Consider the following 24,092-nt stretch of genomic DNA (forward strand, 5'->3'; position numbering starts at 1 on the left):
CTGAGGGGTGCATGGGTATCGCTGCGCTCAACCTAGGTGATCGGACTCATCCTACGGTTGGGTAACCACTCCAGTATGCCCAACCCCGCCGCCCGGCCGCTGGCGAAGCAGGCGGTGAGCAGGTAGCCGCCGGTCGGCGCTTCCCAGTCGAGCATCTCGCCGGCACAGAACACTCCGGGCAGCTGCTTGAGCATCAGCCGCGGGTCCAGTGCCTCGAAGGGCACGCCGCCGGCCGTGCTGATCGCCTCGTCCAGCGGCCGCGACCTGACCAGGGTCAGCGGCAACGCCTTGAGCACGGCGGCCAGGCGGGCGGGGTCGGCGAAGCAGTCGCTCGGCGCCAGTTCGCGCAACAGCGCGGCCTTGACCCCGTCGATGCCGACTTGGCGGTGCAGGTGCTTGGCCATCGAGTGCGAGCCGCGCGGCTTGCCCAGCGCCGTTTGCAGCGTGGCCAGCGGACGCTGCGGCAGCAGGTCGAGATAGACCGTGGCCTTGCCCTGGCTGTTGATGCGCTCACGGATGCGCGCCGACAAGGCATAGACCAGGCTGCCTTCTACGCCGCCAGCGGTGAGGACGAACTCGCCCGGGCGCGGGGTTTCGTCGTCCAGGCGCAGGCTGACGTTTTTCAGCGGCGCGCCGGCGAACTTGTCGCGTAGCAACGGACTCCAGCCGGTCACCTCGAAACCGCAGTTGCTCGCTTGCAGCGGCGTGATCGCCACTGCGCGCGCCTGCAGCAGTGGCACCCAGGCGCCGTCGGAACCCAGCCGCGCCCAACTGCCGCCACCCAGGGCCAGCAGGGTGGCGTCGGCCTGCACTGCGGTTTCGCCGGCAGGCGAGGCAATGCGCAGGGCGCCGTCATCGCGCCAGCCCAGCCAGCGGTGGCGGGTATGGATCTGTACCCCCAGTTCGCGCAGGCGCTTGAGCCAGGCACGCAGCAGCGGCGCGGCCTTCATGTCGCTGGGAAACACCCGCCCGGACGTGCCGACGAAGGTAGCGATGCCCAGCCCATGAATCCAGCTGCGCAGGGCGTCGGCATCGAACTCGGCGAGCAGCCGGGCGATGTCCTCGCGGCGTTCGGCGTAGCGCGAGAGGAATGGTTCCTTGGCTTCGGAGTGGGTGATATTCATCCCGCCCACCCCGGCCAGCAGGAACTTGCGCCCAACCGAGGGCATGGCATCGAACAGCTCGACCCTGACCCCGGCCAGCGCCAGCACCTCGGCGGCCATCAAGCCGGCGGGGCCGCCACCGATGATGGCGACGCAAGAGGCAGTGTGCTGGGCTGAGTCAGTCATGGGCGAGGGGTTAATCGTGGCGGAAGAGGGCGCATTCTACCCGAGGGCCGGCGTGTGCGGCTTGCCACAGGCCGCCGGAAATCGTCGAGCGGCGAGATGCACTGCCGATGGCCAATCATTGGGCCGCTTCAGCAATCCACGCGGCCTAGGGTGTACTCGCCGCAGGCAGTGCACCATTGGCGCGGTGGCGTGGCGCCAAGCTGGCGGGCTGTCGCTGCGCTCCGAGGCCGCCCTACGGACCGTCATTCGCGGCCTATAGGGTGCACTCGCCGCAGGCAGTACACCATTGGTTCACCGGCGCGGTACAAAGGCTGGCGGGTTGTCGCTGCGCTGACAACTCAGAGTGCTTCGTCCTCCGGCTTCTTGGTCTCGTTTGGCGGTTCGATCCCCCAGTCGCCGAACAGGTACCAGTCCTCGCCGAGCATTTCGGCCGGGTGCATGGTGCGCTCGGAGCCATTGCCGCACTCTAGCGAGCCCGCCGGGCAATACCTGTCGCAGCCCCAGCAGATACGCTCGGGATGCGGTGGATGTAAGGGGAATTTCTTGGCCATGCTGGCCTCCTGGGTTTTAACAGGCCGTTGCAGCAAGGCTACTCCTGTCGCCGAAAGAAGCGCTTGATCCCGCGCAAGAAGCCCATGCGCGGCTGCAGATTCCGCCTTTCTACGACTGAAGTAGCGCCTTACCTGCCGGCAAGTCGCATGGCGCTCGGCTGCACGCTGGATAGCATGGCTGGATAGGGACAAAACCGACGAGGCGCGCCATGCCATCCTGCTTCAGCCGCTTTTCCTGCCTGCGGGTGCTGGTGCTGGTGTGCGCGCTGTTCAGTCAGCCGCTGGCCGCTGAGGCGCTGGCGGAGGAGATCCTGCAGCTGTTCCCCAAGGCCACGCGGATCGAGCCCAAGCAGGCGGCGCCGCCGGTCTACAGCGTTTACCAGCTCGACGAACTGCTCGGCTACGCCTTCGAGTCCAGCGACTACTCGAGCCTCCAGGGCTTCTCCGGCAAGCCCATCCGCCTGCTCATCGGCATGGACCTGCAGGGCGTGTTGGCCGGGGTGCAGGTGCTCGAACACCACGAGCCGGTGTTTCTCTATGGCCTGGGGGTGCAGCCGCTGCTGGATTTCGTCGAGCAGTACCGGCAGCACCCCATCAGCCGGCCGATCATCGTCGGCGGCCGCCGCACCGGCAGCGCGGACGGTGAGTCGACCACCCAGTTCGACGGCGTCAGCAAGGCCACGGTGTCGGTGGTGATCCTCAATGAAACCGTGCTGCAGGCCGCGATGAGCGTCGCCCGGCAACTGCTCGAAGGCTTTGCCAGCGGGCCGCTGGCCACGGCGAAAAGCGATCTCTACCAGCCCATGGACTGGCAGCGTCTGCTCGGCAGCGGCTACGTGCAGCGCTGGACGCTGGGCCGCGCGGAGGTCGAAGCGGAGCTGGGGCATCCGTTGCGCGATTACCCCGAGTTTGCTCAGGAGGACGATCGCGTGCCCTTCAGCGAGCTGCATTTCGCCTACCTCAACGCGCCGAGCATTGGCCGCAACCTGCTCGGCGAAGCCGGCTGGCAGCAGCTCAACGAAGAATTGCTGCCCGGCGAACAGGCGCTGTTGGTCATGTCCAGTGGCCTGTATCGGCATGTTCCGAGCGATTTCACTCCGGCGACCGCCACCAGCCGCCTGGTGCTGGTGCAAAACGGCCAGGCCATCGAGTTGTACGACATGAACTTGAATAATGGCGAGGTGTTGGCGACGCTCGCCACGCCGCTGCAGGAGGTGGATGCGCATGTCTTCCGGATCAAGACCCACGCCGCCTTCAACCCGGCGCAGCCCGCCGCTCTGCAGCTGAACGTGAGCCTGCGGCGCAATCATCTGGTGGCAAGCAACAGCCACTTCAGCCGAGCGTTCCAGCTCGACGAGCGTCTGTTCGATATTCAGCAGGCCGTCGCCCAAGCCGAGCCGGTGCCCATCTGGCTGCGCATGTGGCAGGAACGCTGGTGGCAGATCGCCCTGCTGGTTGGCTCGCTGATTCTGCTGAGCGGCGTGTTCATCTTCCAGCAGCGCATCAGCGCGCACAGCCGAGGCTTTCACCTGTTTCGTGGCGGTTTTCTGCTGTTCACCCTGGGTTTATCGGGCTCTACGCCCAGGGCCAGCTGTCGGTGGTGAATATCTTCACTCTGCTGCTGACCCTGGGGCACGACTTCGATATCCGCATTTTCCTGATGGATCCGCTGATCTTCATCCTCTGGAGTTTCACCTTCGTCAGCCTGCTCATCTGGGGCCGCGGTCTGTTCTGCGGCTGGCTCTGCCCCTTCGGCGCCCTGCAGGAAATGCTCGGTTGGGTGGCCAAGAGCCTGCGGATCAGGCAGTGGAAAGTCTCCGCGCGCAGCCACCAGCGTCTACAAAAGCTCAAATATGTAATCTTGCTCGGCCTGCTGCTCGCGGCCTTCTACTCCCTGAGCCTGGCCGAACGCCTGGCCGAAGTGGAACCCTTCAAGACCTCCATGACCCTGTTCTTCGTGCGTAGCTGGCCGTTCGTGCTCTACGCCGTGATCCTGCTCGGCCTCGGTCTGTTCGTGCACAAGCTCTATTGCCGCTACGTCTGCCCGCTCGGCGCCGGCCTGGCCATGCTCGGCAAGTTTCATCTGTTCGCCTGGCTCAAGCGCATCGGCGCCTGCGGCAAACCCTGTCAGCACTGCAAGAACCACTGCGAAATCGGCGCCATCGAGCGCGATGGACGGATCGACTACGACGAGTGCATCCAGTGCCTGGAATGCATCGTGATCCTCAACAATGACGACCAATGCGTGGCCACTATCAGCGCGCGCAAGCAGGCCGACAAAGCCGGCAGGCAGCAAGGCCGAGAGGGGATCATCGTGACCGATTGGCTGCCGGGGCAAGGGTAGGGCTTGGCTATTGACCGATACCAACGCGCGGCCGAGCAATGCTGTGTGAGGGCCCGCAGGCGCTTCACCTCAACCGCTGCGCCAGCGTCAAGTAGACGCTGGCTGCGTCAACGCCCCGATATTGCCAGCAGGCTTGCCCTGTTCGGCGCTCACCAGAAGTACAGGTCAGGCCGCGAAAGCCGCGTCTGGTTTGGGCCGATGGCTCATGCCCGTCAGTTAAACCTGCGCATGCCCTACTTGCCGCTTGCCGCTCTGTCCTAGTAGCCTCCCGCTCCATGACTGCATCTATTCTCTATCTCCACGGCCTCAACAGCTCGCCCGCTTCGCTCAAGGCCAGCCAGTTGTCGCGCGCCATGGCCCGCCTGGGTTTGGCCGCGCATCTGCGAGTACCGGCGCTGGATCATCATCCGCGCCGGGCGATTGCCCAGATCGAGGCCTTGATCGCCGAGCTCGGCCGGCCTGTGCTGGTCGGCAGCTCCCTGGGCGGCTACTATGCGACCCACTTGGCTGAACGCCATGGCTTGCGTGCGTTGCTGATCAATCCGGCAGTACGTCCGCAGCTGCGTTTCGATGGCCACCTGGGTCCACAGCACAATTATTACAGCGGTGAAACCTGGGAGCTGACGGCCGATCATGTGCTGGCCCTGGCCGAACTGGACGTGCCGCCACCGCAAGACCCCGCGCGCTGCCAGGTGTGGCTGCAGACTGCCGATGAAACCCTCGATTACCGCGATGCCCAAGCCAATTACCGCGCCTGCGCGCTGCGCATCCAGGCCGGTGGCGATCATGGCTTTCAGGGTTTTGCCGCACGCTTGCCGATGCTCTTTGCCTTCGCCGGTATTGCGCCCCACCTGTGGCGCGATACCGACTTTTCCGACCTTTAATAACCACCAGAGACCCCATGGCCAGTTACAACGCAGACGCCATTGAAGTCCTTTCCGGCCTGGATCCGGTGCGCAAGCGCCCGGGCATGTACACCGACACCAGCCGGCCCAACCACCTGGCCCAGGAAGTCATCGACAACAGCGTCGACGAGGCCCTGGCCGGGCATGCCAGCTCGATCCAGGTGATCCTCCATGAGGACAATTCCCTGGAAGTACTGGACGACGGCCGCGGCATGCCGGTGGATATTCACCCCGAGGAGGGCGTCTCTGGGGTCGAACTGATCCTCACCAAGCTGCACGCCGGCGGCAAGTTCTCCAACAAGAACTACCAGTTTTCCGGCGGCTTGCATGGCGTCGGGATTTCCGTGGTCAACGCCCTGTCGACCCGCGTCGAAGTGCGGGTCAAGCGCGATGGCAGCGAATACCGCATGACCTTTGCCGATGGCTTCAAGGCCAGCGATCTGGCCGTGATTGGCACGGTCGGCAAGCGCAACACCGGTACCAGCGTGCAGTTCTGGGCGGATACCAAGTATTTCGATTCACCGAAGTACTCGGTCAGCCGCCTCAAGCATGTGCTCAAGGCCAAGGCCGTGCTCTGCCCGGGGCTGCACGTCAGCTTCGAGGACAAGGCCGCTGGCGAGCGGGTCGAGTGGCTGTACGAGGAGGGGCTGCGCTCCTACCTGGTGGATGCGGTCAGCGAGTTCGAGCGCCTGCCGCTCGAGCCGTTCTGCGGCAGCCTCCGCGGCAATAAGGAGGCGGTCGACTGGGCGCTGCTGTGGCTGCCGGAGGGCGGCGATACGGTGCAGGAGAGCTACGTCAACCTGATCCCCACGGCCCAGGGCGGTACCCATGTCAACGGTCTGCGCCAGGGCCTGCTGGATGCCATGCGCGAATTCTGCGAGTTCCGCAGCTTGCTGCCGCGCGGGGTCAAGCTGGCCCCGGAAGACATCTGGGAGCGCATCGCCTTCGTCCTGTCGACCAAGATGCAGGATGCGCAGTTCTCCGGCCAGACCAAGGAGCGCCTGTCCTCACGCGAGGCCGCGGCCTTCGTCTCCGGGGTGGTCAAGGATGCCTTCAGTTTGTGGCTCAACGCCCACCCGGAGCTCGGTCAGCAGCTCGCCGAACTGGCGATCAATAACGCCAACCGCCGCCTCAAGGCCGGCAAGAAGGTCGAGCGCAAACGCATCACCCAGGGCCCGGCGCTGCCCGGCAAGCTGGCTGACTGCGCCGGCCAGGACCCGATGCGCTCCGAGCTGTTCCTGGTCGAGGGCGATTCCGCCGGCGGCAGCGCCAAGCAGGCGCGCGACAAGGAGTTCCAGGCGATCCTGCCGTTGCGCGGCAAGATCCTCAATACCTGGGAAGTGGATGTCGGCGAAGTGCTGGCGTCCCAGGAAGTGCACAACATCGCGGTGGCCATCGGCATCGATCCCGGCTCCAACGACCTGAGTCAGCTGCGCTACGGCAAGATCTGCATTCTCGCCGACGCCGACTCCGACGGTCTGCACATCGCCACCCTGCTGTGTGCGCTGTTCGTCCAGCATTTTCGCCCGCTGGTGGATGCCGGGCACATCTACGTGGCCATGCCGCCGCTGTACCGCATCGACCTGGGCAAGGAGATTTTCTATGCCCTGGACGACGCCGAGCGCGATGGCATCCTCGACCGCCTGGTCGCCGAGAAGCGTCGCGGCAAGCCGCAGGTCACCCGCTTCAAGGGCCTGGGTGAGATGAATCCGCCGCAGCTGCGCGAAACCACCATGGACCCCAATACCCGGCGCCTGGTGCAGCTGACTCTGGAAGATTTTCCTGGCACCCAGGAACTCATGGACATGCTGCTGGCGAAGAAGCGTGCCAGCGACCGCAAGTCCTGGCTGGAGTCGAAGGGCAACTTGGCCGAGGTGTTGCTTTGATCCGGCGCCTGGCTGTGGCCCTGTTGCTGGTCGCCGCCCCGGCGCTGGCCGAAACCCAGGCCCTGGAAGAGCTGAAGCTGGTCAGCGAGCATCCGATCGATGGCATCGCCGCCGGCAATCTGTCGGGGCTGGCCTGGTGCGGCGAGGCGCTCTGGGCCGTTTCCGATCGCGAGGATGACCGGCTGTATCGCCTGGCTGGCGGTGACGCCGTCTGGCAGGCCGAGGCCGAGCACTTTGTCGCCCCACCCGCGCCCTCGAACTCGCTGCCCTGGGGCTTGCGCATGCGCACCTGGGCCACCGGTCTGGTGCGTGGCGGTTACCTGGATTTCGAAGGCTTGTCCTGCGATGCCATCGGCAATCGCTATCTGGTCAGTGAGGCGCGCGCCGCCGTGTTGCAGATTCCTCCTGCCGGGGCACCGCAGTGGCTGGCATTGCCCGCTGGCATGGTGCGCCAGGCGCGTGCCAGCAGCATGCTCTGGCACTTCAACTCGCTGTTCGAGGGGGTGGCGATCGATCCTGCCGGCGAGCGTCTGTGGTTGGCGGCCGAGCGCCAGCGTCGCGGCCTGCTGGCGTTGCACAAGCAGGGTTCGAGCTGGCGCTGCACCACTGGTTGTGTGCTGATGAGTGAAGGCGGTAGGGCACCATCACCGCCGCAGTTGGGCGGCGAGGCGCAACCCCGGGATTTTTCCGCCGTGGTCTTGCACAAGGAAAAACTCTTCACCCTCGAGCGTCAGGCCCATCGCATCTGTCGACGCAAGCTGAGCGATGGTGCGGTCGAGCGCTGCTGGTCGTTTGCCAGCGAAGCCTTGACCGATGCGCGGCGATATCCATCGCCCTATGGCTTGGCCGAGGCGCTGTGGATCGATGAGCAGGGGGCCTGGGTCGGTATCGACAATGGTCAGCACAGCCGTGCCGATGGCGAACAGCGTCCGGTAGTCTGGCGTTTCGCCGCACCCAAAGGCGGCTGGGGTCGTCGGTGAGCACGCCAGCGGCAGGGCGGCGGGTCGGCCGGGTAATGCTGGTGCTGGCCTGGGGCGCCGCGTTGCTGCTGGCCACGCACTTCTTCGGCAAATGGGAGGAGCGGCGCAACAACCCCAACCAGGCACCGCAGTCGGAGCATGTCGATGGTTATATCGAGGTGCGCCTGCTGAGCAGTCGCGGCGGTCATTACCTGCTGGGCGGCCAGATCAACGGCGCCAGCGTGACCCTGCTGCTCGATACCGGCGCCACCGCCGTCGCCGTGCCAGCGGCCTTGGCCGAACGCCTCGGTCTTGCGCGCGGTGCGCCGGTGCAGATCCGTACCGCCAATGGCACCGTCATCGGCTACCGTACCCGGCTGGTCAGCCTGCAGCTCGGCGAGATCCAGTTGCGCGATGTGGCCGCCTTGATCACTCCGGGCATGGACGGCGACGAAGTGCTGCTCGGCATGAGTGCCCTGAAACAACTCGAATTTACCCAGCGCGACGGCACCCTGGTGCTGCGCCAGTCGACTTCGCAACAATCCACTTTGCAATGAGGCACGCATGAGCGAACCCCTCGATTTGAGCCTGGACGGTGTTGAGCGCCGCTCCCTTGCCGACTTCACCGAGCAGGCTTATCTCAATTATTCGATGTACGTGATCATGGATCGCGCCCTGCCGCATATCGGCGACGGTCTCAAGCCAGTACAGCGGCGGATCATCTACGCCATGAGCGAGCTGGGCCTGGACGCCGATTCCAAGCACAAGAAGTCGGCGCGTACCGTCGGCGACGTGCTCGGCAAGTTCCACCCACACGGCGACTCGGCCTGCTATGAAGCCATGGTGTTGATGGCCCAGCCGTTCAGCTACCGCTACACCCTGGTCGACGGCCAGGGCAACTGGGGCGCGCCGGACGATCCCAAGTCATTCGCCGCCATGCGTTACACCGAGGCGCGCCTGTCACGCTACGCCGAGGTGCTGCTGAGCGAGCTGGGCCAGGGCACCGTGGATTGGGTGCCGAACTTCGACGGCACCCTCAACGAGCCGGCGACCCTGCCGGCGCGCCTGCCCAATATCCTGTTGAATGGCACCACCGGCATCGCCGTGGGCATGGCCACCGACGTGCCGCCGCATAACCTGCGCGAAGTGGCCGCGGCCTGTATCCGCCTGCTCGATCAGCCGGACGCCACGGTCGAGCAGCTGTGCGAGCATGTGCTCGGCCCGGATTATCCGACCGAGGCGGAGATCATCACCCCGCGCGCAGATTTGCTGAAGATCTACGAAACCGGCAAGGGCTCGGTGCGCATGCGCGCCGTCTATCGCGTCGAGGACGGCGACATCGTGGTCACCGCGCTGCCGCATCAGGTGTCCGGGGCCAAGGTGCTGGAACAGATCGCCGGGCAGATGCAGGCGAAGAAGCTACCGATGGTCGCCGATCTGCGCGACGAGTCGGACCACGAGCACCCGTGCCGCATCGTGATCATCCCGCGCTCCAATCGGGTCGATGCCGCTGAGCTGATGCAGCACCTGTTCGCCACCACCGAGCTGGAGTCGAGCTACCGGGTCAACACCAATGTCATCGGCCTGGATGGCAAACCGCAGGTGAAGAACCTGCGCCAGTTGCTCAAGGAGTGGCTGGAATACCGGGTGGGCACGGTACGCCGGCGCCTGCAGTTCCGTCTGGACAAGGTCGAGCATCGCCTGCACCTGCTGGAAGGTCGCCTGATCGCCTTCCTCAACCTGGATGAAGTGATCCATATCATCCGCACCGAGGATCAGCCCAAGCCGGTGCTGATGGAGCGCTTCGGTCTCACCGATGTGCAGGCCGAATACATTCTGGAAACCCGCCTGCGCCAGCTGGCGCGGCTGGAAGAGATGCAAATCCGCGGCGAGCAGGACGCCCTGGCCAAGGAGCGCGCCAAGTTGCTGGCCTTGCTCGGCAGCGAAGCCAAGCTGAAGAAGCTGGTGCGCGATGAAATCATCAAGGACGCCGAAACCTACGGCGATGACCGCCGTTCGCCGATCGTCGCCCGCGCCGAGGCCAAAGCCTTGTCGGAAACCGAGTTGATGCCGACCGAGCCGGTCACCGTGGTGATTTCGGAGAAAGGCTGGGTACGTTGTGGCAAGGGCCATGACATCGACGCCACGGGCCTGTCATACAAGGCTGGGGACGGCTTCAAGACCGCTGCACCGGGACGCTCGAACCAGTACGCGGTATTTATCGATTCGACCGGCAGGAGCTATTCGCTGGCGGCGCATTCCTTGCCGTCGGCGCGCGGCCAGGGCGAGCCGCTGACTGGACGTCTGACGCCGCCACCGGGGGCGACCTTCGAGTGTGTGTTGCTGCCGGACGACAGCGCCCTCTATGTGGTCGCCTCGGATGCCGGCTACGGCTTCGTGGTCAAGGGCGAGGACCTGCAAGCCAAGAACAAGGCCGGCAAGGCGCTGCTCAGCCTGCCGCCTGGCGCCAAGGTGCTGGCGCCCAAGCCGTTGCTCAGTCGCGAGCTGGACTGGCTGGCTGCCGTGACCACCGAGGGACGGCTGCTGCTGTTTCCGGTGCGCGACTTGCCGCAACTGGGCAAGGGCAAGGGCAACAAGATCATCGGCATCCCCGGCGAGCGGGTTGCCAGTCGCGAGGAATACCTCACCGACCTGGCAGTGTTGCCGAGCGGCGCGACCTTGGTGTTGCAGGCTGGCAAGCGTACCTTGTCGCTCAAGGCGGATGACCTGGAGCACTACAAGGGTGAGCGGGGCCGCCGTGGCAACAAGCTGCCGCGTGGCTTTCAGCGGGTCGATGCGCTGCTGGTAGAGCAGCAGGGTTAGCGGACGGAGGACTGGATGGTTGGGAGCGGACAGGGCGCCGGCTTGCACTGGTCGGTAGCGGATGGCCAGCCGGCGCGCCTGTGCGTGGACGGAGCCTGGCTGCTGCAAGCGCCCAAACCCGACCTTGAAGCTATCTGGTACAGCCAGCGGCAATTGCCTGCGCAGTTGCCGGTGGATGTCGCCGTGGCGGCCTGGGACAGCAGTCTGCTGGCGCTGCTGCGGCGCCTGCAGCGCCTGGCCGTGGCGCAGGACGTGGAGCTGCGTTGGCAAGGCTTGCCGGACGGTGTCGAACGGCTGTTGCAGATGGCCGCCCAGCCGTCGACCCAGGCCCAGGAAGAACCGGCGCCGGCCTATGGCGCGGTGGCCAGGCTGGGGCTGCTGTTACTCGGCGTGCTGGCCAGTGTCGCTCAGGCCTGCCGCTTTCTTGGTGAGGTGCTGCTGGCCCTCGGGCGTCAGCTGCGCGGTCGCGGACGCATGCGCCGGGGTGATTTCTGGCTGGCCCTGCAACAGTGCGGGCCGGGCGCGCTGCCGATAGTGGCGCTGATCGCCATGCTGGTCGGCCTGATCCTGGCATTCGTCGGCGCTGCCCAGCTGGAGGCCTTCGGTGCCCAGCTGTACATCGCCAATATGGTCGCCATCGGCATGACCCGCGAGATGGGCGCGCTGATGACCGCGGTGATCATGGCCGGACGTACCGGCGCGGCCTACGCGGCGGAGCTGGGCAGCATGCAGGCCAACGAGGAGATCGATGCACTGAAGACCTTCGGTTTTCCGCCGCTGGAGTTTCTCGTTCTGCCGCGATTGCTGGCGCTGGTGGTGAGCATGCCGCTGCTCTGCGTGTTCGCCGACGCCCTCGGCATTCTCGGCGGTTTCGTCATCGGCTCCGGTCTGTTCGATATTTCCGCGCCGCTCTACCTCAGGCAGAGCCTGGAAATGCTTAGCCTCAACGATTTCCTGGTGGGGATTGGCAAGAGCCTGGTGTTTGCCGTGCTGATCGGTCTGATCGGCTGTCACTACGGCTTGGCCTGCGGGCGCAATGCCCAGGCCGTTGGGCAGGCAACCACCCGGGCGGTGGTCAGCATCATCGTGGCGCTGGTGGTCAGTGACGCATTGATTACCCTGATTTGCACCCGGCTGGGGGTCTGAGATGAACGATGCGCTGTTGGTCGCCGAGGATCTCAGTGCCGGCTACGGCAGTCTGGTGATTCAGCACGACCTGAATTTCTCCATCCGTCGGGGCGAGGTGTTCGTCATCATGGGCGCCAGCGGTTGCGGCAAGAGCACCCTGTTGCGTCACCTGATCGGCCTGCAGGCGCCACTGGCCGGACGGGTGCTGTTCAATGGCGAGGACTTCTGGGCGGGCGACGAGGATAGTCGTGGCGCCTTGCAGCAGCACTTCGGCGTGCTCTACCAGAATGGCGCATTGTGGGGTTCGATGACCCTGCGAGAAAATATCTGCCTGCCGCTAGCCGCCTACCGCCAGCATTTGCAGCCGGCTGAGTTGGTTGAGCTGGCGGCATTGAAGCTGGCGCTGGTTGGCCTGGCCGGCTGCGATGAGTTGTATCCGTCGCAGCTGTCTGGGGGCATGCGCAAGCGCGCGGCCTTGGCCAGGGCGCTGGCGCTCGACCCGCAGGTGTTGTTCTTCGATGAGCCTTCGGCCGGCCTCGATCCGATCAGCTCGCAGTCCCTGGACGAACTGATCCTGCAGCTACGCGATAGCCTGGGTTCGAGCATTGTGCTGGTGACCCATGAGCTGGCGAGCATCCAGGCGGTAGCCGATACCTGTCTGTTTCTCGACAATCAGAGCCACACCCAGATTGCCCTGGGCACCCTGCAGGAATTGCTGGCCGATGGGCCGGAGCAGGTGCAGCGCTTTTTGCGCCGGGGCGAAACGGCTGACAACGTGGAGACGGCATGAGCGAAGCGCGTAAACCTTTTATGATTGGTGCCTTCCTGCTCGGCGGCCTGGCCCTGCTGGCCGCGGGTCTGCTGCTGCTGTCGCGCGACAGCTGGTTCAGTCAGCCCAGTGAGTACGTGGTGTATTTTACCGGTGCCCTGGATGGCCTGGATGTTGGCGCCGATGTCACCTACCGCGGGGTCAAGGTCGGCACGGTGCGTGAGATTCGCCTGTCCTACGACCCTGAGCTCAAGGATGTGGTGATGCCGGTGGTGCTGCGCATCAATGCTCCAGAGCGGCAGCAGGCCGGCTCCCGCAGTTTCGATCAGTTCATCGGTCAACTGGTTGAGCGTGGTCTGCGCGCTCAGTTGCAGACGCCCAGCCTGCTGACCGGCAAGGCGATAGTCGCGCTGGACATGTTTCCGGAGCAGGCCGGCTATGTGCGTACGCGGCATGAACTGGATTTGCCGACCATTCCCAGTGTGCCGTCGCGTATCGATGAGATTGCCGATGTGCTGCGCGAGCTGGCTGGCAGCCTGCGCGAATTGCCGTTGCAGGAGATGGTCGTCTCGGCCACGCGAACCCTGCAGTCGCTGGAAAAATTGACCGGCTCCCCGCAATTGCAACAAGGCCTGGTGAGCATGAGTCAGTTGCTGGTTAAGCTCGACCGCCTGAGTGGCCGCCTGGAACAGCAACTGCCGCCGATCATGGATAATGTTCAGCAGAGCAGTGTTGACCTGCGGGACGCAGTGGGCGAAATTCGTCGCGCGGCGCAGCATGCAGTACAGGCTTTGCAGCAAATCAACCAGCTGGCAGCCGACAGTCGTCGCAGTCTCGGCCCGGAATCCGAGGTACAGTACGAAGCATTGCGTGCCCTGCAGGAGCTCAGTCGGGCTGGAAAAGCGTTGCAGCGCACGATGGAAGGGCTCGATCAGCAGCCCCAATCACTTATATTTGGCAAATCAAGGTAATGTTTTAATGAGATCGTTGCACTTCTCGCCGCCGTTGTTGTTGCTTCTTGCGGTCTTGACCCTGCAGGGCTGCGCAATACTGCAGCCACCTGCACAGTTCTATCAGCTCGAGCAGGGCAACCCTGAGCTGCCACAGGACGATAAAGGGCCGGCGTTACTGCTCGGCCCGTTAAAACTGGCGGACTATCTGTTGCGCGAGAACCTGGTGCAGCGCGAGCTCGACGACAGCCTCTCGTTCAGCCAGAAGACCCGCTGGGCCGGTAGTCTGCAGGACGATGTCGGCCAACTGCTGCTGCGCCAATTGGCCGGACAGCTCGATACCAGCCGCGTCGCGCTGTATCCGGATCGCGTCGGTTTCTCCAGTCAGGTACAGGTTGTACTGAACATCAGCCGGCTGGATTCTGGGGTGCAGCAGCCTGCGGTACTCGAAGCGCAATGGCGTCTGCTCGATTCTGCCGGGGTGCAGCGTAGCAGTCGGGTGGTGCGCCTGCAGGCCGAGCACGGCGGCACGGTGGTCGGGCAAGTGCGGGCGCAGAGTCAGCTGTTGCAGCAATTGGCCGATGAATTGGCCGGCGCAATCAAGGCCATGTCGATTGCCGGGACAGCTGCGCCGCGCAAGCCGGCGGTCGCCGCGCCGACCAAACCGCCGGTCAAGAGTCGGCCGATTCCGCTGCTTGAGCCGGCCACGCAAACGGAAGTGTTCCGCTTCTGAGCACCAGCAGGCTGTCGGGTTTTCGTGTAATCGAGGTCCGACAGTCGGCCAGCTAACGCCTTCAGTGCGTGCGGTGTTCGTGCATGTGCGCCAGCTGGCGTTCCAGCAATGACGGGTAAGGCTCCAGCAGGCGCTCCACGCAGCAGGCCCCTTCCGGGCTGGCGATGGTGCGAATACGCGCACGCTGGCGTACCAGGGCATCATCACCCACACGGCGTTCGAGCAGCAGCAGGTTGCGGCTGTGCTGGGACAAGGCCAGCGCATCCTGGGCGGTCTCGCTGAGCAACAGCTCGCCCTGGCTCAAATCGAGCAGGTCTTCACCCTGGGTCAGGCCCAATTGCAGTTGCAGGGTGATGCCGCTGTCGGCAACCTCGATTTGCAAGGCATGGCCGAGTGCACGCATCAGTTCGCCACAGCAGATGGCATGGGTCAGGTAATCCTCACCACTGTCCTGGCGATGGAACAGCATCAGGCTGCTACCGTCGTTGAGGGTGTGCAATTCGCCTTGATAGAGCGCCGAGGCCTGGTTCAGGCAATCGCGATAGCGCTGCAGCAAATCCAGCAGGCGTGTGCGCGGCAGGCGTCGGAGCTGCTCCTGGGCGCCCAACTGAATGGCCAGCACGGCGCTCTGTTGTGGGCCGCCGACGGTCAGCGTGGGAATCGCTGCCGATTGATCGCCGTGGTCACGCAGCTCGGCGAAGGGATCATCATCGTGCGGCTGGCCGACGGCGCTGTCAGCGTCCGTCTGCTTGAGGCCGTCGAAACGCTCGTCGTGCAGGTCGCGCACCTCGAAGGTCGGCTCATCGTCATCGTCATCGTCTTCATCGCCGAAGTCGTGCTCATCGACCTCGTCGTCGTGGAAGTCCTCCGGTTCTGGTTCCGGCTCTGGTTTTTCCGGTACCAGGCGCATTTGCAGTTGGCGCGCCAGATCGCCAATTTCGTCCTGGCGGCCGGCACCGGGCGCCGGGTCATCCGGGTCGCGTAACCAGACGCGCAGCTGTAGCAGCGGGGTGGAGATATGGCGGCCCAGGCGCATGCTCAGGGCCAGGGTCAGGGCCAGCAGAATCAGGCTGAGGATGCCCATGCTCTGCAGGCTGATGGTCATCGGTTGCTGGAATTGACGCATATCCAGGCTGATGCGCAATTGGCCGGCGATGACTTCCTGAAAGGTAATCGGGGTCGAGTACAGGCCTTCGGTCTCGCCCAGCATGGTTTTGCTCGGGCGCGAACCCGCTTCGGCGAGCACGCGGTTATCCACGCTGTAAATCGCCGCGTGAGCCACCAGCGGATTTTTCACCAGGTTATTCAGCAGCACGCTGAGACTGAGGATGTCATTGGACACCAGCAACTCGGTGGCTGAAGTGGCCGTCTGAGTGATCAGACTGGTGCCCAGGGCTTCGGCCTGCTGCTCCATCGCATGCTTGAACTGCATACCGATCACCCAGGCGTAGATCACCAGCGCCATGGCCACGAGTAGCAGGCTATGGCTGGCGATGCGCAAGGCCAGGGGCACGCGGCGTTGACGCAGAGCCTGGAACAGCAGCAGGAAGAAATTATCGGGTTTTACGGGGGCGGGCCGGTTCACAGAGCTCGGCTCTTATCGACTGTAGGTGTCGCGCAGTATAGCGACCGCTATGCATAGGGAAAAGCGCCGTGCGTGTCCGTATGGTCGCGAAAATGGGTAGAATATGCGGCTTTTCAGCAGGCTTGCACTGCTGTTGACCATTAACCGAGCCCCGGAGGGTGCGCCTTGCGCGAAATCGTCCTGATCAATATTACCGGCGAAGACCGTCCCGGTCTGACTGCCGCCATCACCGGTGTACTGGCCCAAGGCGGGGTGAATATCCTCGATATCGGCCAGGCGGTGATCCACGACACTCTGTCTTTCGGCATTTTGGTGGAGATTCCGCCTACCGAGCAGGGCTCCTCGGTACTCAAGGATCTGCTGTTCGCCGCCTACAAACTCGAGCAGCAGGTGCGTTTCACGCCGGTGTCCGAGGCGGATTACCAGCAGTGGGTCGGTGGTCAGGGCAAGGCACGGCATATCGTGACGCTGTTGACCCGCAAGGTGACCGCCGAACAATTGCAGCGCGTCAGCGCGATTACCGCCAAGTACGACCTGAACATCGATCATATCGATCGTCTGTCCGGGCGCATGCCGCTGGATATGCCGGCCGAGCAGGGCAAGGGCTGTATCGAGTTTTCCGTGCGCGGCGAGCCTGCCGATCAGGCGGCCTTGCGTGCCGAGTTCCTCAGTGTGGCCCAGGAGTTGAATGTCGACATCGCTTTCCAGCGCGACTCGCTGTTCCGCCGTAATCGCCGTCTGGCGGTGTTCGACATGGACTCGACACTGATCGAGGCCGAGGTGATCGACGAACTGGCCAAGGCCGCCGGGGTCGGTGAGCAGGTTTCGGCGATTACCGAACGGGCCATGCGCGGTGAGTTGGACTTCGCCGCCAGCTTCAGGGAGCGCTTGGCCCTGCTCAAGGGCTTGCCGGAAAGCGTGCTGGCCGATGTCGGCGCCTCCTTGCGTCTGACCGAAGGGGCCGAGACGCTGTTCAGCGAGTTGCACCGCCTCGGCTACAAGACCGCGATTCTGTCCGGCGGCTTCAGCTACTTCGCCAAGCAACTGCAGGCCAAACTGGGCATCGACTACGTATTTGCCAACGAGCTGCAGATCGTCGACGGCCTGGTCACTGGCGTGGCCGTCGAGCCGATCGTCGACGCCCAGCGCAAGGCCGACCTGCTGCGCGAGCTGGCTGAGAAAGAAGGGTTGCGCCTAGAGCAGACCATCGCCGTCGGTGATGGCGCCAACGACCTGCCGATGCTGGCCATCGCCGGCCTGGGCGTGGCATTCCGCGCCAAGCCGCTGGTCAAACAGTCGGCCAAGCAGGCCATCTCGACCCTGGGCCTGGATGGCGTCCTCTATCTGCTTGGCTTCCGCGATCGCGACGGTCTGGAGTAGCGCCTATGTCGTGGAGTGCATAGTGAGGGGTGGCCCGCGGTGCCAGGTCGACCCGCTGCGACTCGACGATATTCATCAGTTGGCGCATGCGTTCCTTGCCGCCGGAGCGCAGCGAGGAGGCGATCTTCTTGTCGCCCAGGCCGGCGTTGAAAGCGTCCAGCGGGATCTGCAGATCGCAGGAGTAAGTGCCCAGGCTGGGCAGGGTGCCGCCGGGCTTGAGTACCCGCAGGGTGCTCTCGACAGTGGACTGCAGGCCCGGCGCCTCGATCGAGGCATCCATGCCGCGACCGCCGGTCGGGCGCATGATTTCTGTCACCACGTCCACCTGCTCGAAGTTGAGGGTGACCTCAGTGCCGAGCTGGTGGGCAACCGCCAGGCGCGTATCGACATGACCTAGCGCAATGAAGGTGCTGACACCGCGCAACTTGGCGCCCGCGATGGCGCAATGACCCGCTGGCCTTCGCGATAACCCTGCACGTTACGTTCGCGTTGCTCGATGATGCCCACCGGCTGGTGGCCGATGGGCAGGCCGACGGCTACCAGGTATTCCCCTTGAGGATGCGCACATCGCTGCCGCAGATAGTGGTGGTGATGCGCCGCAAGGCATCGGTTGAACCGATTTTTTGAATGGGCTTGTCTTGCCGCTCGCTGCGACCGGGCGCGACCCATGCCACGGTTTTCATCATGGTTACGGGGTTTTCCAGGGCAGCCAAGGTATCGAAACCCGCAAACTCATGGGCTGACCGGGAGGATGCCCCGGGTCAAGTGGGCGTGGTACCGGCCGAGAGGGCTGGCTTTGGCGCAGCAGAGGGTTGTATTCGGGGGCAGTGACAGCCAGTCGCTTGGCTGTCAGGAGGGGCTACTCGTCGCCCGCCGAGAAGTCGTAGTCCATCGCCTGACTAGGGCCTTGCAGGTAGTAGCCCTGGATGTAATTGACCCCGGCCTGCCAGAGCGTGGCCAGCACGCTGGCGCTCTCGATGAAGGGCACTATGGTCAGCTTGGCTTGAGCGTGCAGGCTGGCCAGCAGGGTTTTCAGTGCTTCCTGGCTCTCTGGGGTAGACAGGTCCTGGGAGAAGGAGCCGTCGATCTTGACGAAATCGATGTGCAGGTGCTTGAGGGTGTTGAAGGGATTGATTGCGCAGCCGAACTGGCTGAGCGCTACCTTGCAGTGCAGTTCGCTCAAACCCAGGGTCAGTGCCTTGGCCTGCTTGAGGTAGGCGATGGCATCCGGTTCTCTGAGCTGGAAGGTCAGTGCATCCGAGGGCAGGCGCGCGGCTGTCAGGGCTACGCTGAGCCATGGCAGCAGGGTCTGATCCTGCAGGCTGGCGCTCGACAGGTGGACGAACAGGTGGGTGTTGTGGCCCTTATTGCGGTGGTCGGCGAGCAGCTTGATCGAGTTGAGGATCACCCAGCGGTCGATTTTCTCGCCCAGGCCAGCCTCTTTGGCGGCGTTGAGAAACTCGTGCGGCGGAACCTCTTCGCCTTGCGGGCTGAGCAGGCGCAGCAAGACCTCATAGTATTCATGGCTGTCGCCGCGCAAGCTGATGATCGGCTGGAATAGCAGGCGGTAGCTGTTGTGCTCCAATGCTTGCTGGACCATGGCGACTATGTTGCCGCGGTTGGCCGCCGCGGCCAGCTCATCGCCAGGGTTGAACAATTTCAGTGCGTTACCCGCGGCCAGTTCGTCGGCGCAACGTTGGGCGCGGTCGACCACTTCCTGAGCTTTCGGGGTTTTCTCGTTGAGGCCGGCGACGCCAATCGACAGGGTGCTCTGTGCCGTGCGGCCGTTGACATCGAACAGGTGGCTTTCGAGCTTTTTCAGCAGGCTTGCCAGGCCGGCTTCGGCTTGCTCCGGGGTCTTCCCGGGCTGCAAGACGGTGAATACATCGTCGCCAAAGCGCGCCAGTTGCGCCTCGTGGGTAAAGTGACCGCGCAGCAGGCTGGCCAGGTCGGTGAGCAGTAAGTCGATTCCCGCCAGACCAACTTCTGCCAGCAGGCTGGCATAACGGTCGATGCGGATATAGGCCAGGCTGGCCGGCTGGCCGGCATTCACTGCACGCTCGGCAGCAGCGTCCATCAGGCCGAGGAAATGGTTGCGGTTGTACAGGCCGGTGACCAGGTCCTGGCTGCTGATTTCGCGCAGCTTCTCTTCCAGTTCGGCGTTGCCACTTGCTGCGTGGATCACCACCTGAATACAGGGTTCGCCATCGTAGGCGGCCGGCGAGAAACTCATGCGCACCGGGACGGTCTGGCCGTTGGCCCGGACGCCGGTACAGGCCAGTTCGGCGCTGCCTTCGGCACTCTGGTAGTTTTTCAGGAAGTCTTTGAAGTTGCGTTGGTCGGCGCTGGCGATCAGGTCGATCATCGGCATGCCTTCCAGCTCATCGCCATCCGGATAAGCGAAGAGTTCGAGGTAGGCACGGTTGGCATAGATATGCATGCCGTCATGCACGTAGGTGATGGCATCGACCGAGCTGTCGAGCAGCAACTGGCAGCGTTTCTCTGCTTCGCGCAGGGCCACTTCGGCGGCGCGCCGGGCGCGGCGTTCTTCGAGGTTGGCCAGTTCGCGTTTGGCCACCAGCACCAGGCGCTCGTCTTCGCCTTGCGGCAGCGCATCCTGGGCGCCCAGCGCCAGGGCTTCGGTGATGCTGTCGGAGTCGTTGTCGGCGAGCAGCTGGATGACGGGAATATCTTTCGCCTGGCGGCGAATCGCGTTGATCGCGTCGCCCGGATCGAGGTTTTCGCTGCTGGGCGCACAGATCAACAGATCCCAGCTTTGCTGCAGGGTCTCGGCCAGGTCGTCGCTGGAGGTCAGGCGATGCACGCGCGTAGCACGGCCGGCGTTACGGAACAGACTGACGAGACGCTCGGCCTCGTTCTGCGAGTCTTCGAGGATCAGCAGGCGAATGGTTTTTTTTTCGATGGCCATATCAGGAGTCAAATCTGTGGCGAACGTGCGCGAAAAGGCGACGAAAATTGGTCTTTCGGCAATCTACAGCGACTTCCATAGCGAGTCAAAGTCTTCCTCCCCTCCTGCGCTGTGGCTGCCATGGGCTGTGACGGGTTTCCCGGTCTCGCTGGGTTTTTGTTCGACACTACGGTATTCGAACTGAGTGAAGCTGCCGGTGCTGGTTTTGCGCTGGCTGAGCACGGCGCGATGTTCCGTGCCATTGATGTTGATCATCACCTTGTTGCCTTCCTGGAAGGGCAGGCGTGGGGTGATCAAGGTAGCGGGTCGGGAGATCGCGCTGATTTCCGGCAGCAGCAGTGTGCGCAGGTATTGGCTGTTATGTTCGGCCTTGCGCAGTAGTTGCAAACCGCAAGGTTGTGCATGCGGGGCGATCAGCTCGATGCCCATCTGTGTGCCGCCACCGCGCACCTGGCGGATCCAGCGTACCACCGCGACGCTCCAGCCCTGTTCTGGCGAATCCTGTACGCCGAGTAGTTCGCCGGCTTGCAGCTGGCTCGGCACCTCTTTGGGCCAGGACAGGCAGTAGCCACCGGGGCTGTGGTTGACGATCGGCAGGGCGAAGGTCGGGTGGCTCTCGATGCCCGCGGACTCTGTCAGCGTCTCTTGAGTGGTGGATTTGCTGTACTCGATTTCCTCCAAGGGCAATCGGGTGTCCCAGCTGGCACTCTTCTCTGTGTCGAAGGCTTTCGCCCAGACATCCGGGGTGCCAGTGCTGGTGTCGGCGCCGAATACCGCCGTTTTGGTTTCACTCGGCTGTTGCAGGATCTCGTTGAAGGGGCGTTCATTCGCCAGGAAAAAATGCAGTGCGCTCATGCCAATGCACAACTTCAGGGTGCCCTGGCCGTGGGTGCGATTGAAGGTCCGTTCGGAGATGTCGCCCCAGGCGGCGCTGAGGTGTTGCAGCATGTCCGTGCTGAATCCTTCGGGTACCAGCAGGCGCGACTGGCCGGCGTTTTCCGCAGGCAGCAGCAGGTACTCCTGGATTGCATCAACCAGTGGATGTGGGTCGATACCCAGCGCGTTGTGCAGCTCTTTGTCCTGAAACAGCGAGGTGTAGCGCGGTGGGCCATCCACTTGCGGAGTGAGCGCAAACAGGCTCGAGGGCGCATCGCCGGCTTGCAGGCTGACCAGCGCGCTCCAGGGCTCGAGCACTTCGGCAAGGCGCGCGATGCCATTCTGCCGCATCTGGTTGCAGCGGGCGCAGCCGAGCAGCAAGGCGACCACATAGCTCTGCTCGGTGCTCAAACTCGGCGTGTGGCGAGCCAGTGGATCGCGGATCGCCAGTTTGTGCAGATTCCGCTCACGGGCGATCTGGTAGAGCTGGTGCAGTTCCAGCCAGAGACCTTCAGGCACGGGACAATACAATTGGCTGGCGCGAATCAGTGGGCCGCACAGGCTGTGGGTAGCGCGCTGCAGGGCGACGCTCAGTAGTGGGTTGCGCTCGCCATTATTTTGCGGAATCAGACTGGCGATGATCAGTTTGTAACCGAGGGCCAGATGGTTTTGCAGGGCCTGGCAGAGATTGGCGACTTTGCGTGGGCGTTCATCGAGGACAATCGCTTGGTTGAGGAAGTGCCGCTCCAGGTGTTTGCAGACGTAGTAAACCTCCGGGCGCAGCAACTCCAGCAAGTGCAGGCGGTTATCCGACGCAGTGCGCAACTGGTTGAGCTCGATCAGGGCTTGGTAAAGCTGGCGGGCGGTTTCGCCGATATTGGCTTTTGGCAGGTTGGCGATCCAGCGCTTGAGGTCGCGCGGGCTGGCATCGCAGAAAGACAGGCTTGGCTTTAGCGGGGTGGGGGCGCGGAGCAGTAAGTGGGAAGTCTGTTTATCCATCTAACTTGGATACTCCAACGCCCGGAGTTCAGCCGAGTCATTCTCTTGATAATCAATGCTGCGAACTTTAGCAGTATCTGGCTTGGGCCGCAGCCTTGCATAGGCCCGGTGCTTGAATCGTGATGGATCAGGCTGCCTACCTGCCTACCCGGCAGTGAGGGTTGCCGGGTGTGCAGCCCGTATGTGGCCGCTGCAAGTGGTTCGTCCCTTGCGGCGCTATGGGCAATATTTAGTCGACCTGGCTATTGCCGATGCTCTGACCCATCCGCACGTCGCTGTTGGCGCCCAGCGTTTCTGCCCAGCGCACCTGGTCGGGGCCGAACAATACGATAGCCGTCGAACCCAGTTTGAAGCGACCCAGTTCCGCCCCCTTGTCCAGGGCGATAGGCGCGCGCGCCGCCTCATCATAGCGGACGGTTTTCAGGTGGCGCTTGGGTGGCGTGACCAGGCCGGCCCAGACGGTTTCGATCGAGGCGACGATCATCGCGCCGACCAGCACCACGGCCATCGGCCCGCGCTCGGTGTCGAACAGGCAAACGACCCGCTCGTTGCGGGCGAACAGCTCCGGAACATTTGCCGCGGTGGTCTGGTTGACCGAGAACAGCCGGCCCGGCACGTAGACCATTTCCCGCAGGGTGCCGGCCAGCGGCATGTGCACGCGGTGGTAGTCCTTGGGCGACAGATAAATAGTCGCGAATTCACCGCCCATGAACGGGCTGGCACGCTCACTGTCACCGCCGAGCAGTTCGAGCACGCTGAAGCTGTGGCCCTTGGCCTGGAATACCCGGCCATGCTCGATCTTGCCCAGTTGGCTAACGGCGCCGTCGGCCGGGCTGAGGATCGCGCCAGGGGTGGTGTCGAGCGGGCGCGCGCCCTCTTTCAGGGTGCGGGTGAAGAACGCGTTGAAGTGCTCGAAAGCGCTCGGGTCTTCGATCTGCGCCTCGCTCATGTCGACCTGGTACTGCTTGACGAACCAGCTGATCAGGCGGTTCTTGAACCAGCCCGTGCGGCATTCGGCTGCGCAGCCGATCAGGCGCGACAGCAGGTGGTGCGGCAGCAGGTACTGGCTGAGGATGAACAGGCGATCTTTCATGGGTGTTCCTTGAGGATTCGACGGCATGCGGATGGCAGTTACTTGCTGGCTCAGCGTTCGACTGGGGTGTCAGGGTGGTTGCCCCACTCGCCCCAGGAACCGGCGTAGGCCTTGACCCGCGGATAGCCGAGCGCCTTGGCCACCAGGTAGGTGAAGCCGGAGCGATGGTGGGTCTGGCAGTGGGTGATGACTTCCTTGTCCGGGCTGATGCCGAGGCTGGCGAGTAGCGCGGGCATGTCCTGGCGAATGCGCAAGGCGCGAGCCGGATCCATGCCGGCAGTCCACTCGAAGTTGACTGCGCCAGGAATGTGACCGGCTTTGGCGGCGAAGGCCTTTTCACCGCGATACTCGGCGGGCGAGCGGGCATCCCAGATCGCCAGGTCGGCGGCGCCCAGGCGGCTTTGCAGGTATTCGCGGCTGGCTGTCGGACTGTCATCGAGGGTCAGCTTGAGCGTGCCGACGCACCCGGCGGGTTGCTCCGTGCTGAGCGGGCGATCCTCGGCCAGCCAGGCCTGCAGGCCGCCGTCGAGGTAGTGGTAATGACTGTGGCCGATCACATCCAGCAACCAGATGAAGCGTCCGGCCCAGCCACCGCCTTCATCGTCGTAGACCACATAGACAGCGTTCGGATTATGGCCCAGTTCGGCGAATAGCTGTTCGAGTTGCGCGAGGTCTGGAAGCAGGCCGGGTGCCGGCGGCTGGCCCAGTTGGGTGCGCTTGGGATCGACGAAGCGCGCGCCGGGGATGTGTCCGGCGGCATAGCGCGCCTCGCTGGTGAGGTCGACCAGAATCAGTTCGGGCGCATCCAGGCGCTTGGCCAGCTCGGTCGGTTCGATAACCAATGGCAACGCAGCGAAGGCAGTCATGCTGGGCCTCTTCAATAATAGGGAAAG

Annotated in this window: 19 protein-coding genes and 1 pseudogene; 12 read left to right on the forward strand and 8 right to left on the reverse strand. The window is 63.9% G+C overall.

Annotation, left to right across the window (positions count from 1 at the left end; translation table 11 throughout):
• Positions 1–32: 32 nt before the first annotated feature.
• Positions 33–1,289 (reverse strand): TIGR03862 family flavoprotein, encoded by a 1,257-nt coding sequence (locus B2D37_RS21940; RefSeq protein WP_079204681.1) that lies wholly within the window; start codon positions 1,287–1,289, stop codon positions 33–35.
• 338 nt (positions 1,290–1,627) lie between these two features.
• On the reverse strand, positions 1,628–1,840 hold the full coding sequence (locus B2D37_RS21945) for a DUF3079 domain-containing protein (protein WP_079204682.1): 213 nt from the start codon (positions 1,838–1,840) through the stop codon (positions 1,628–1,630).
• A 209-nt stretch (positions 1,841–2,049) separates the two neighbouring features.
• On the opposite strand from B2D37_RS21945, the gene B2D37_RS21950 reads away from it, so the two are divergent.
• From B2D37_RS21950 to B2D37_RS21995, 11 genes are all read left to right on the forward strand, one after another.
• Positions 2,050–3,444 carry an FMN-binding protein gene (locus tag B2D37_RS21950; RefSeq protein WP_154067138.1) on the forward strand — a complete coding sequence of 465 codons (1,395 nt, stop codon included), beginning with the start codon at positions 2,050–2,052 and terminating at the stop codon, positions 3,442–3,444.
• A complete protein-coding gene (locus tag B2D37_RS23255) occupies positions 3,441–4,184 on the forward strand; it encodes a 4Fe-4S binding protein (RefSeq protein ID WP_154067139.1) in 744 nt (247 codons plus the stop codon). The genes B2D37_RS21950 and B2D37_RS23255 overlap by 4 nt, the downstream gene beginning before the upstream one ends.
• Before the next feature lie 275 nt (positions 4,185–4,459).
• A complete protein-coding gene (locus B2D37_RS21955; protein ID WP_079204683.1) occupies positions 4,460–5,068 on the forward strand; it encodes a YqiA/YcfP family alpha/beta fold hydrolase in 609 nt (202 codons plus the stop codon).
• Between the two features lie 17 nt (positions 5,069–5,085).
• Positions 5,086–6,975 carry a DNA topoisomerase IV subunit B gene (parE, locus tag B2D37_RS21960; RefSeq protein WP_079204684.1) on the forward strand — a complete coding sequence of 630 codons (1,890 nt, stop codon included), beginning with the start codon at positions 5,086–5,088 and terminating at the stop codon, positions 6,973–6,975.
• Positions 6,972–7,955 (forward strand): esterase-like activity of phytase family protein, encoded by a 984-nt coding sequence (locus tag B2D37_RS21965; RefSeq protein WP_371915416.1) that lies wholly within the window; start codon positions 6,972–6,974, stop codon positions 7,953–7,955. The genes parE and B2D37_RS21965 overlap by 4 nt, the downstream gene beginning before the upstream one ends.
• A 35-nt stretch (positions 7,956–7,990) precedes the next feature.
• Positions 7,991–8,491, forward strand: a complete 501-nt coding sequence (locus tag B2D37_RS21970; protein ID WP_079204685.1) for a TIGR02281 family clan AA aspartic protease — start codon at positions 7,991–7,993, stop codon at positions 8,489–8,491.
• 7 nt (positions 8,492–8,498) lie between these two features.
• Positions 8,499–10,757, forward strand: a complete 2,259-nt coding sequence (parC, locus tag B2D37_RS21975; RefSeq protein WP_079204686.1) for a DNA topoisomerase IV subunit A — start codon at positions 8,499–8,501, stop codon at positions 10,755–10,757.
• A 15-nt stretch (positions 10,758–10,772) separates the two neighbouring features.
• Positions 10,773–11,903, forward strand: a complete 1,131-nt coding sequence (locus B2D37_RS21980) for an ABC transporter permease (RefSeq protein ID WP_079204687.1) — start codon at positions 10,773–10,775, stop codon at positions 11,901–11,903.
• 1 nt (position 11,904) lies between these two features.
• Positions 11,905–12,675 carry an ABC transporter ATP-binding protein gene (locus B2D37_RS21985; protein ID WP_079204688.1) on the forward strand — a complete coding sequence of 257 codons (771 nt, stop codon included), beginning with the start codon at positions 11,905–11,907 and terminating at the stop codon, positions 12,673–12,675.
• Complete coding sequence (locus tag B2D37_RS21990) at positions 12,672–13,625, forward strand: MlaD family protein (RefSeq protein WP_079204689.1); 954 nt, start codon at positions 12,672–12,674, stop codon at positions 13,623–13,625. Before B2D37_RS21985 ends, B2D37_RS21990 begins: the two co-directional genes overlap by 4 nt.
• Positions 13,626–13,632: 7 nt before the next feature.
• Complete coding sequence (locus B2D37_RS21995) at positions 13,633–14,337, forward strand: membrane integrity-associated transporter subunit PqiC (RefSeq protein ID WP_079204690.1); 705 nt, start codon at positions 13,633–13,635, stop codon at positions 14,335–14,337.
• 61 nt (positions 14,338–14,398) lie between these two features.
• Here the strand turns inward: B2D37_RS21995 and B2D37_RS22000 are convergent, their stop codons facing one another.
• Positions 14,399–15,922 carry an AhpA/YtjB family protein gene (locus tag B2D37_RS22000; protein ID WP_079204691.1) on the reverse strand — a complete coding sequence of 508 codons (1,524 nt, stop codon included), beginning with the start codon at positions 15,920–15,922 and terminating at the stop codon, positions 14,399–14,401.
• A gap of 165 nt (positions 15,923–16,087) precedes the next feature.
• Between B2D37_RS22000 and serB the strand changes: the two genes are divergently transcribed.
• Complete coding sequence (gene serB / locus B2D37_RS22005; protein WP_079204692.1) at positions 16,088–17,302, forward strand: phosphoserine phosphatase SerB; 1,215 nt, start codon at positions 16,088–16,090, stop codon at positions 17,300–17,302.
• On the opposite strand, the pseudogene B2D37_RS22010 reads toward serB, so the two are convergent.
• The 5 genes and pseudogenes from B2D37_RS22010 to B2D37_RS22030 form a co-directional block, all read right to left on the reverse strand.
• Positions 17,211–17,988: pseudogene (locus B2D37_RS22010) on the reverse strand (zinc-binding dehydrogenase). The gene serB and the pseudogene B2D37_RS22010 sit on opposite strands and share 92 nt — an antisense overlap.
• 173 nt (positions 17,989–18,161) lie before the next feature.
• Positions 18,162–20,231: an EAL domain-containing protein gene (locus B2D37_RS22015; protein ID WP_079204693.1), complete on the reverse strand. Its 2,070-nt coding sequence runs from the start codon at positions 20,229–20,231 to the stop codon at positions 18,162–18,164.
• Positions 20,232–20,294: 63 nt separating this feature from the next.
• A complete protein-coding gene (locus tag B2D37_RS22020) occupies positions 20,295–22,106 on the reverse strand; it encodes a molecular chaperone (RefSeq protein WP_079204694.1) in 1,812 nt (603 codons plus the stop codon).
• Between the two features lie 229 nt (positions 22,107–22,335).
• Positions 22,336–23,199 carry an archaetidylserine decarboxylase gene (gene asd, locus B2D37_RS22025; RefSeq protein ID WP_079204695.1) on the reverse strand — a complete coding sequence of 288 codons (864 nt, stop codon included), beginning with the start codon at positions 23,197–23,199 and terminating at the stop codon, positions 22,336–22,338.
• A 50-nt stretch (positions 23,200–23,249) separates the two neighbouring features.
• Positions 23,250–24,065, reverse strand: coding sequence for a rhodanese-like domain-containing protein (locus B2D37_RS22030; RefSeq protein WP_079204696.1), 816 nt, complete (start codon positions 24,063–24,065; stop codon positions 23,250–23,252).
• Between the last annotated feature and the right edge of the window lie 27 nt (positions 24,066–24,092).

The organism is Pseudomonas sp. CC6-YY-74 (assembly GCF_002025205.1).
In the GTDB taxonomy this organism is placed as follows: Bacteria; Pseudomonadota; Gammaproteobacteria; order Pseudomonadales; family Pseudomonadaceae; genus Aquipseudomonas; species Aquipseudomonas paeninsulae.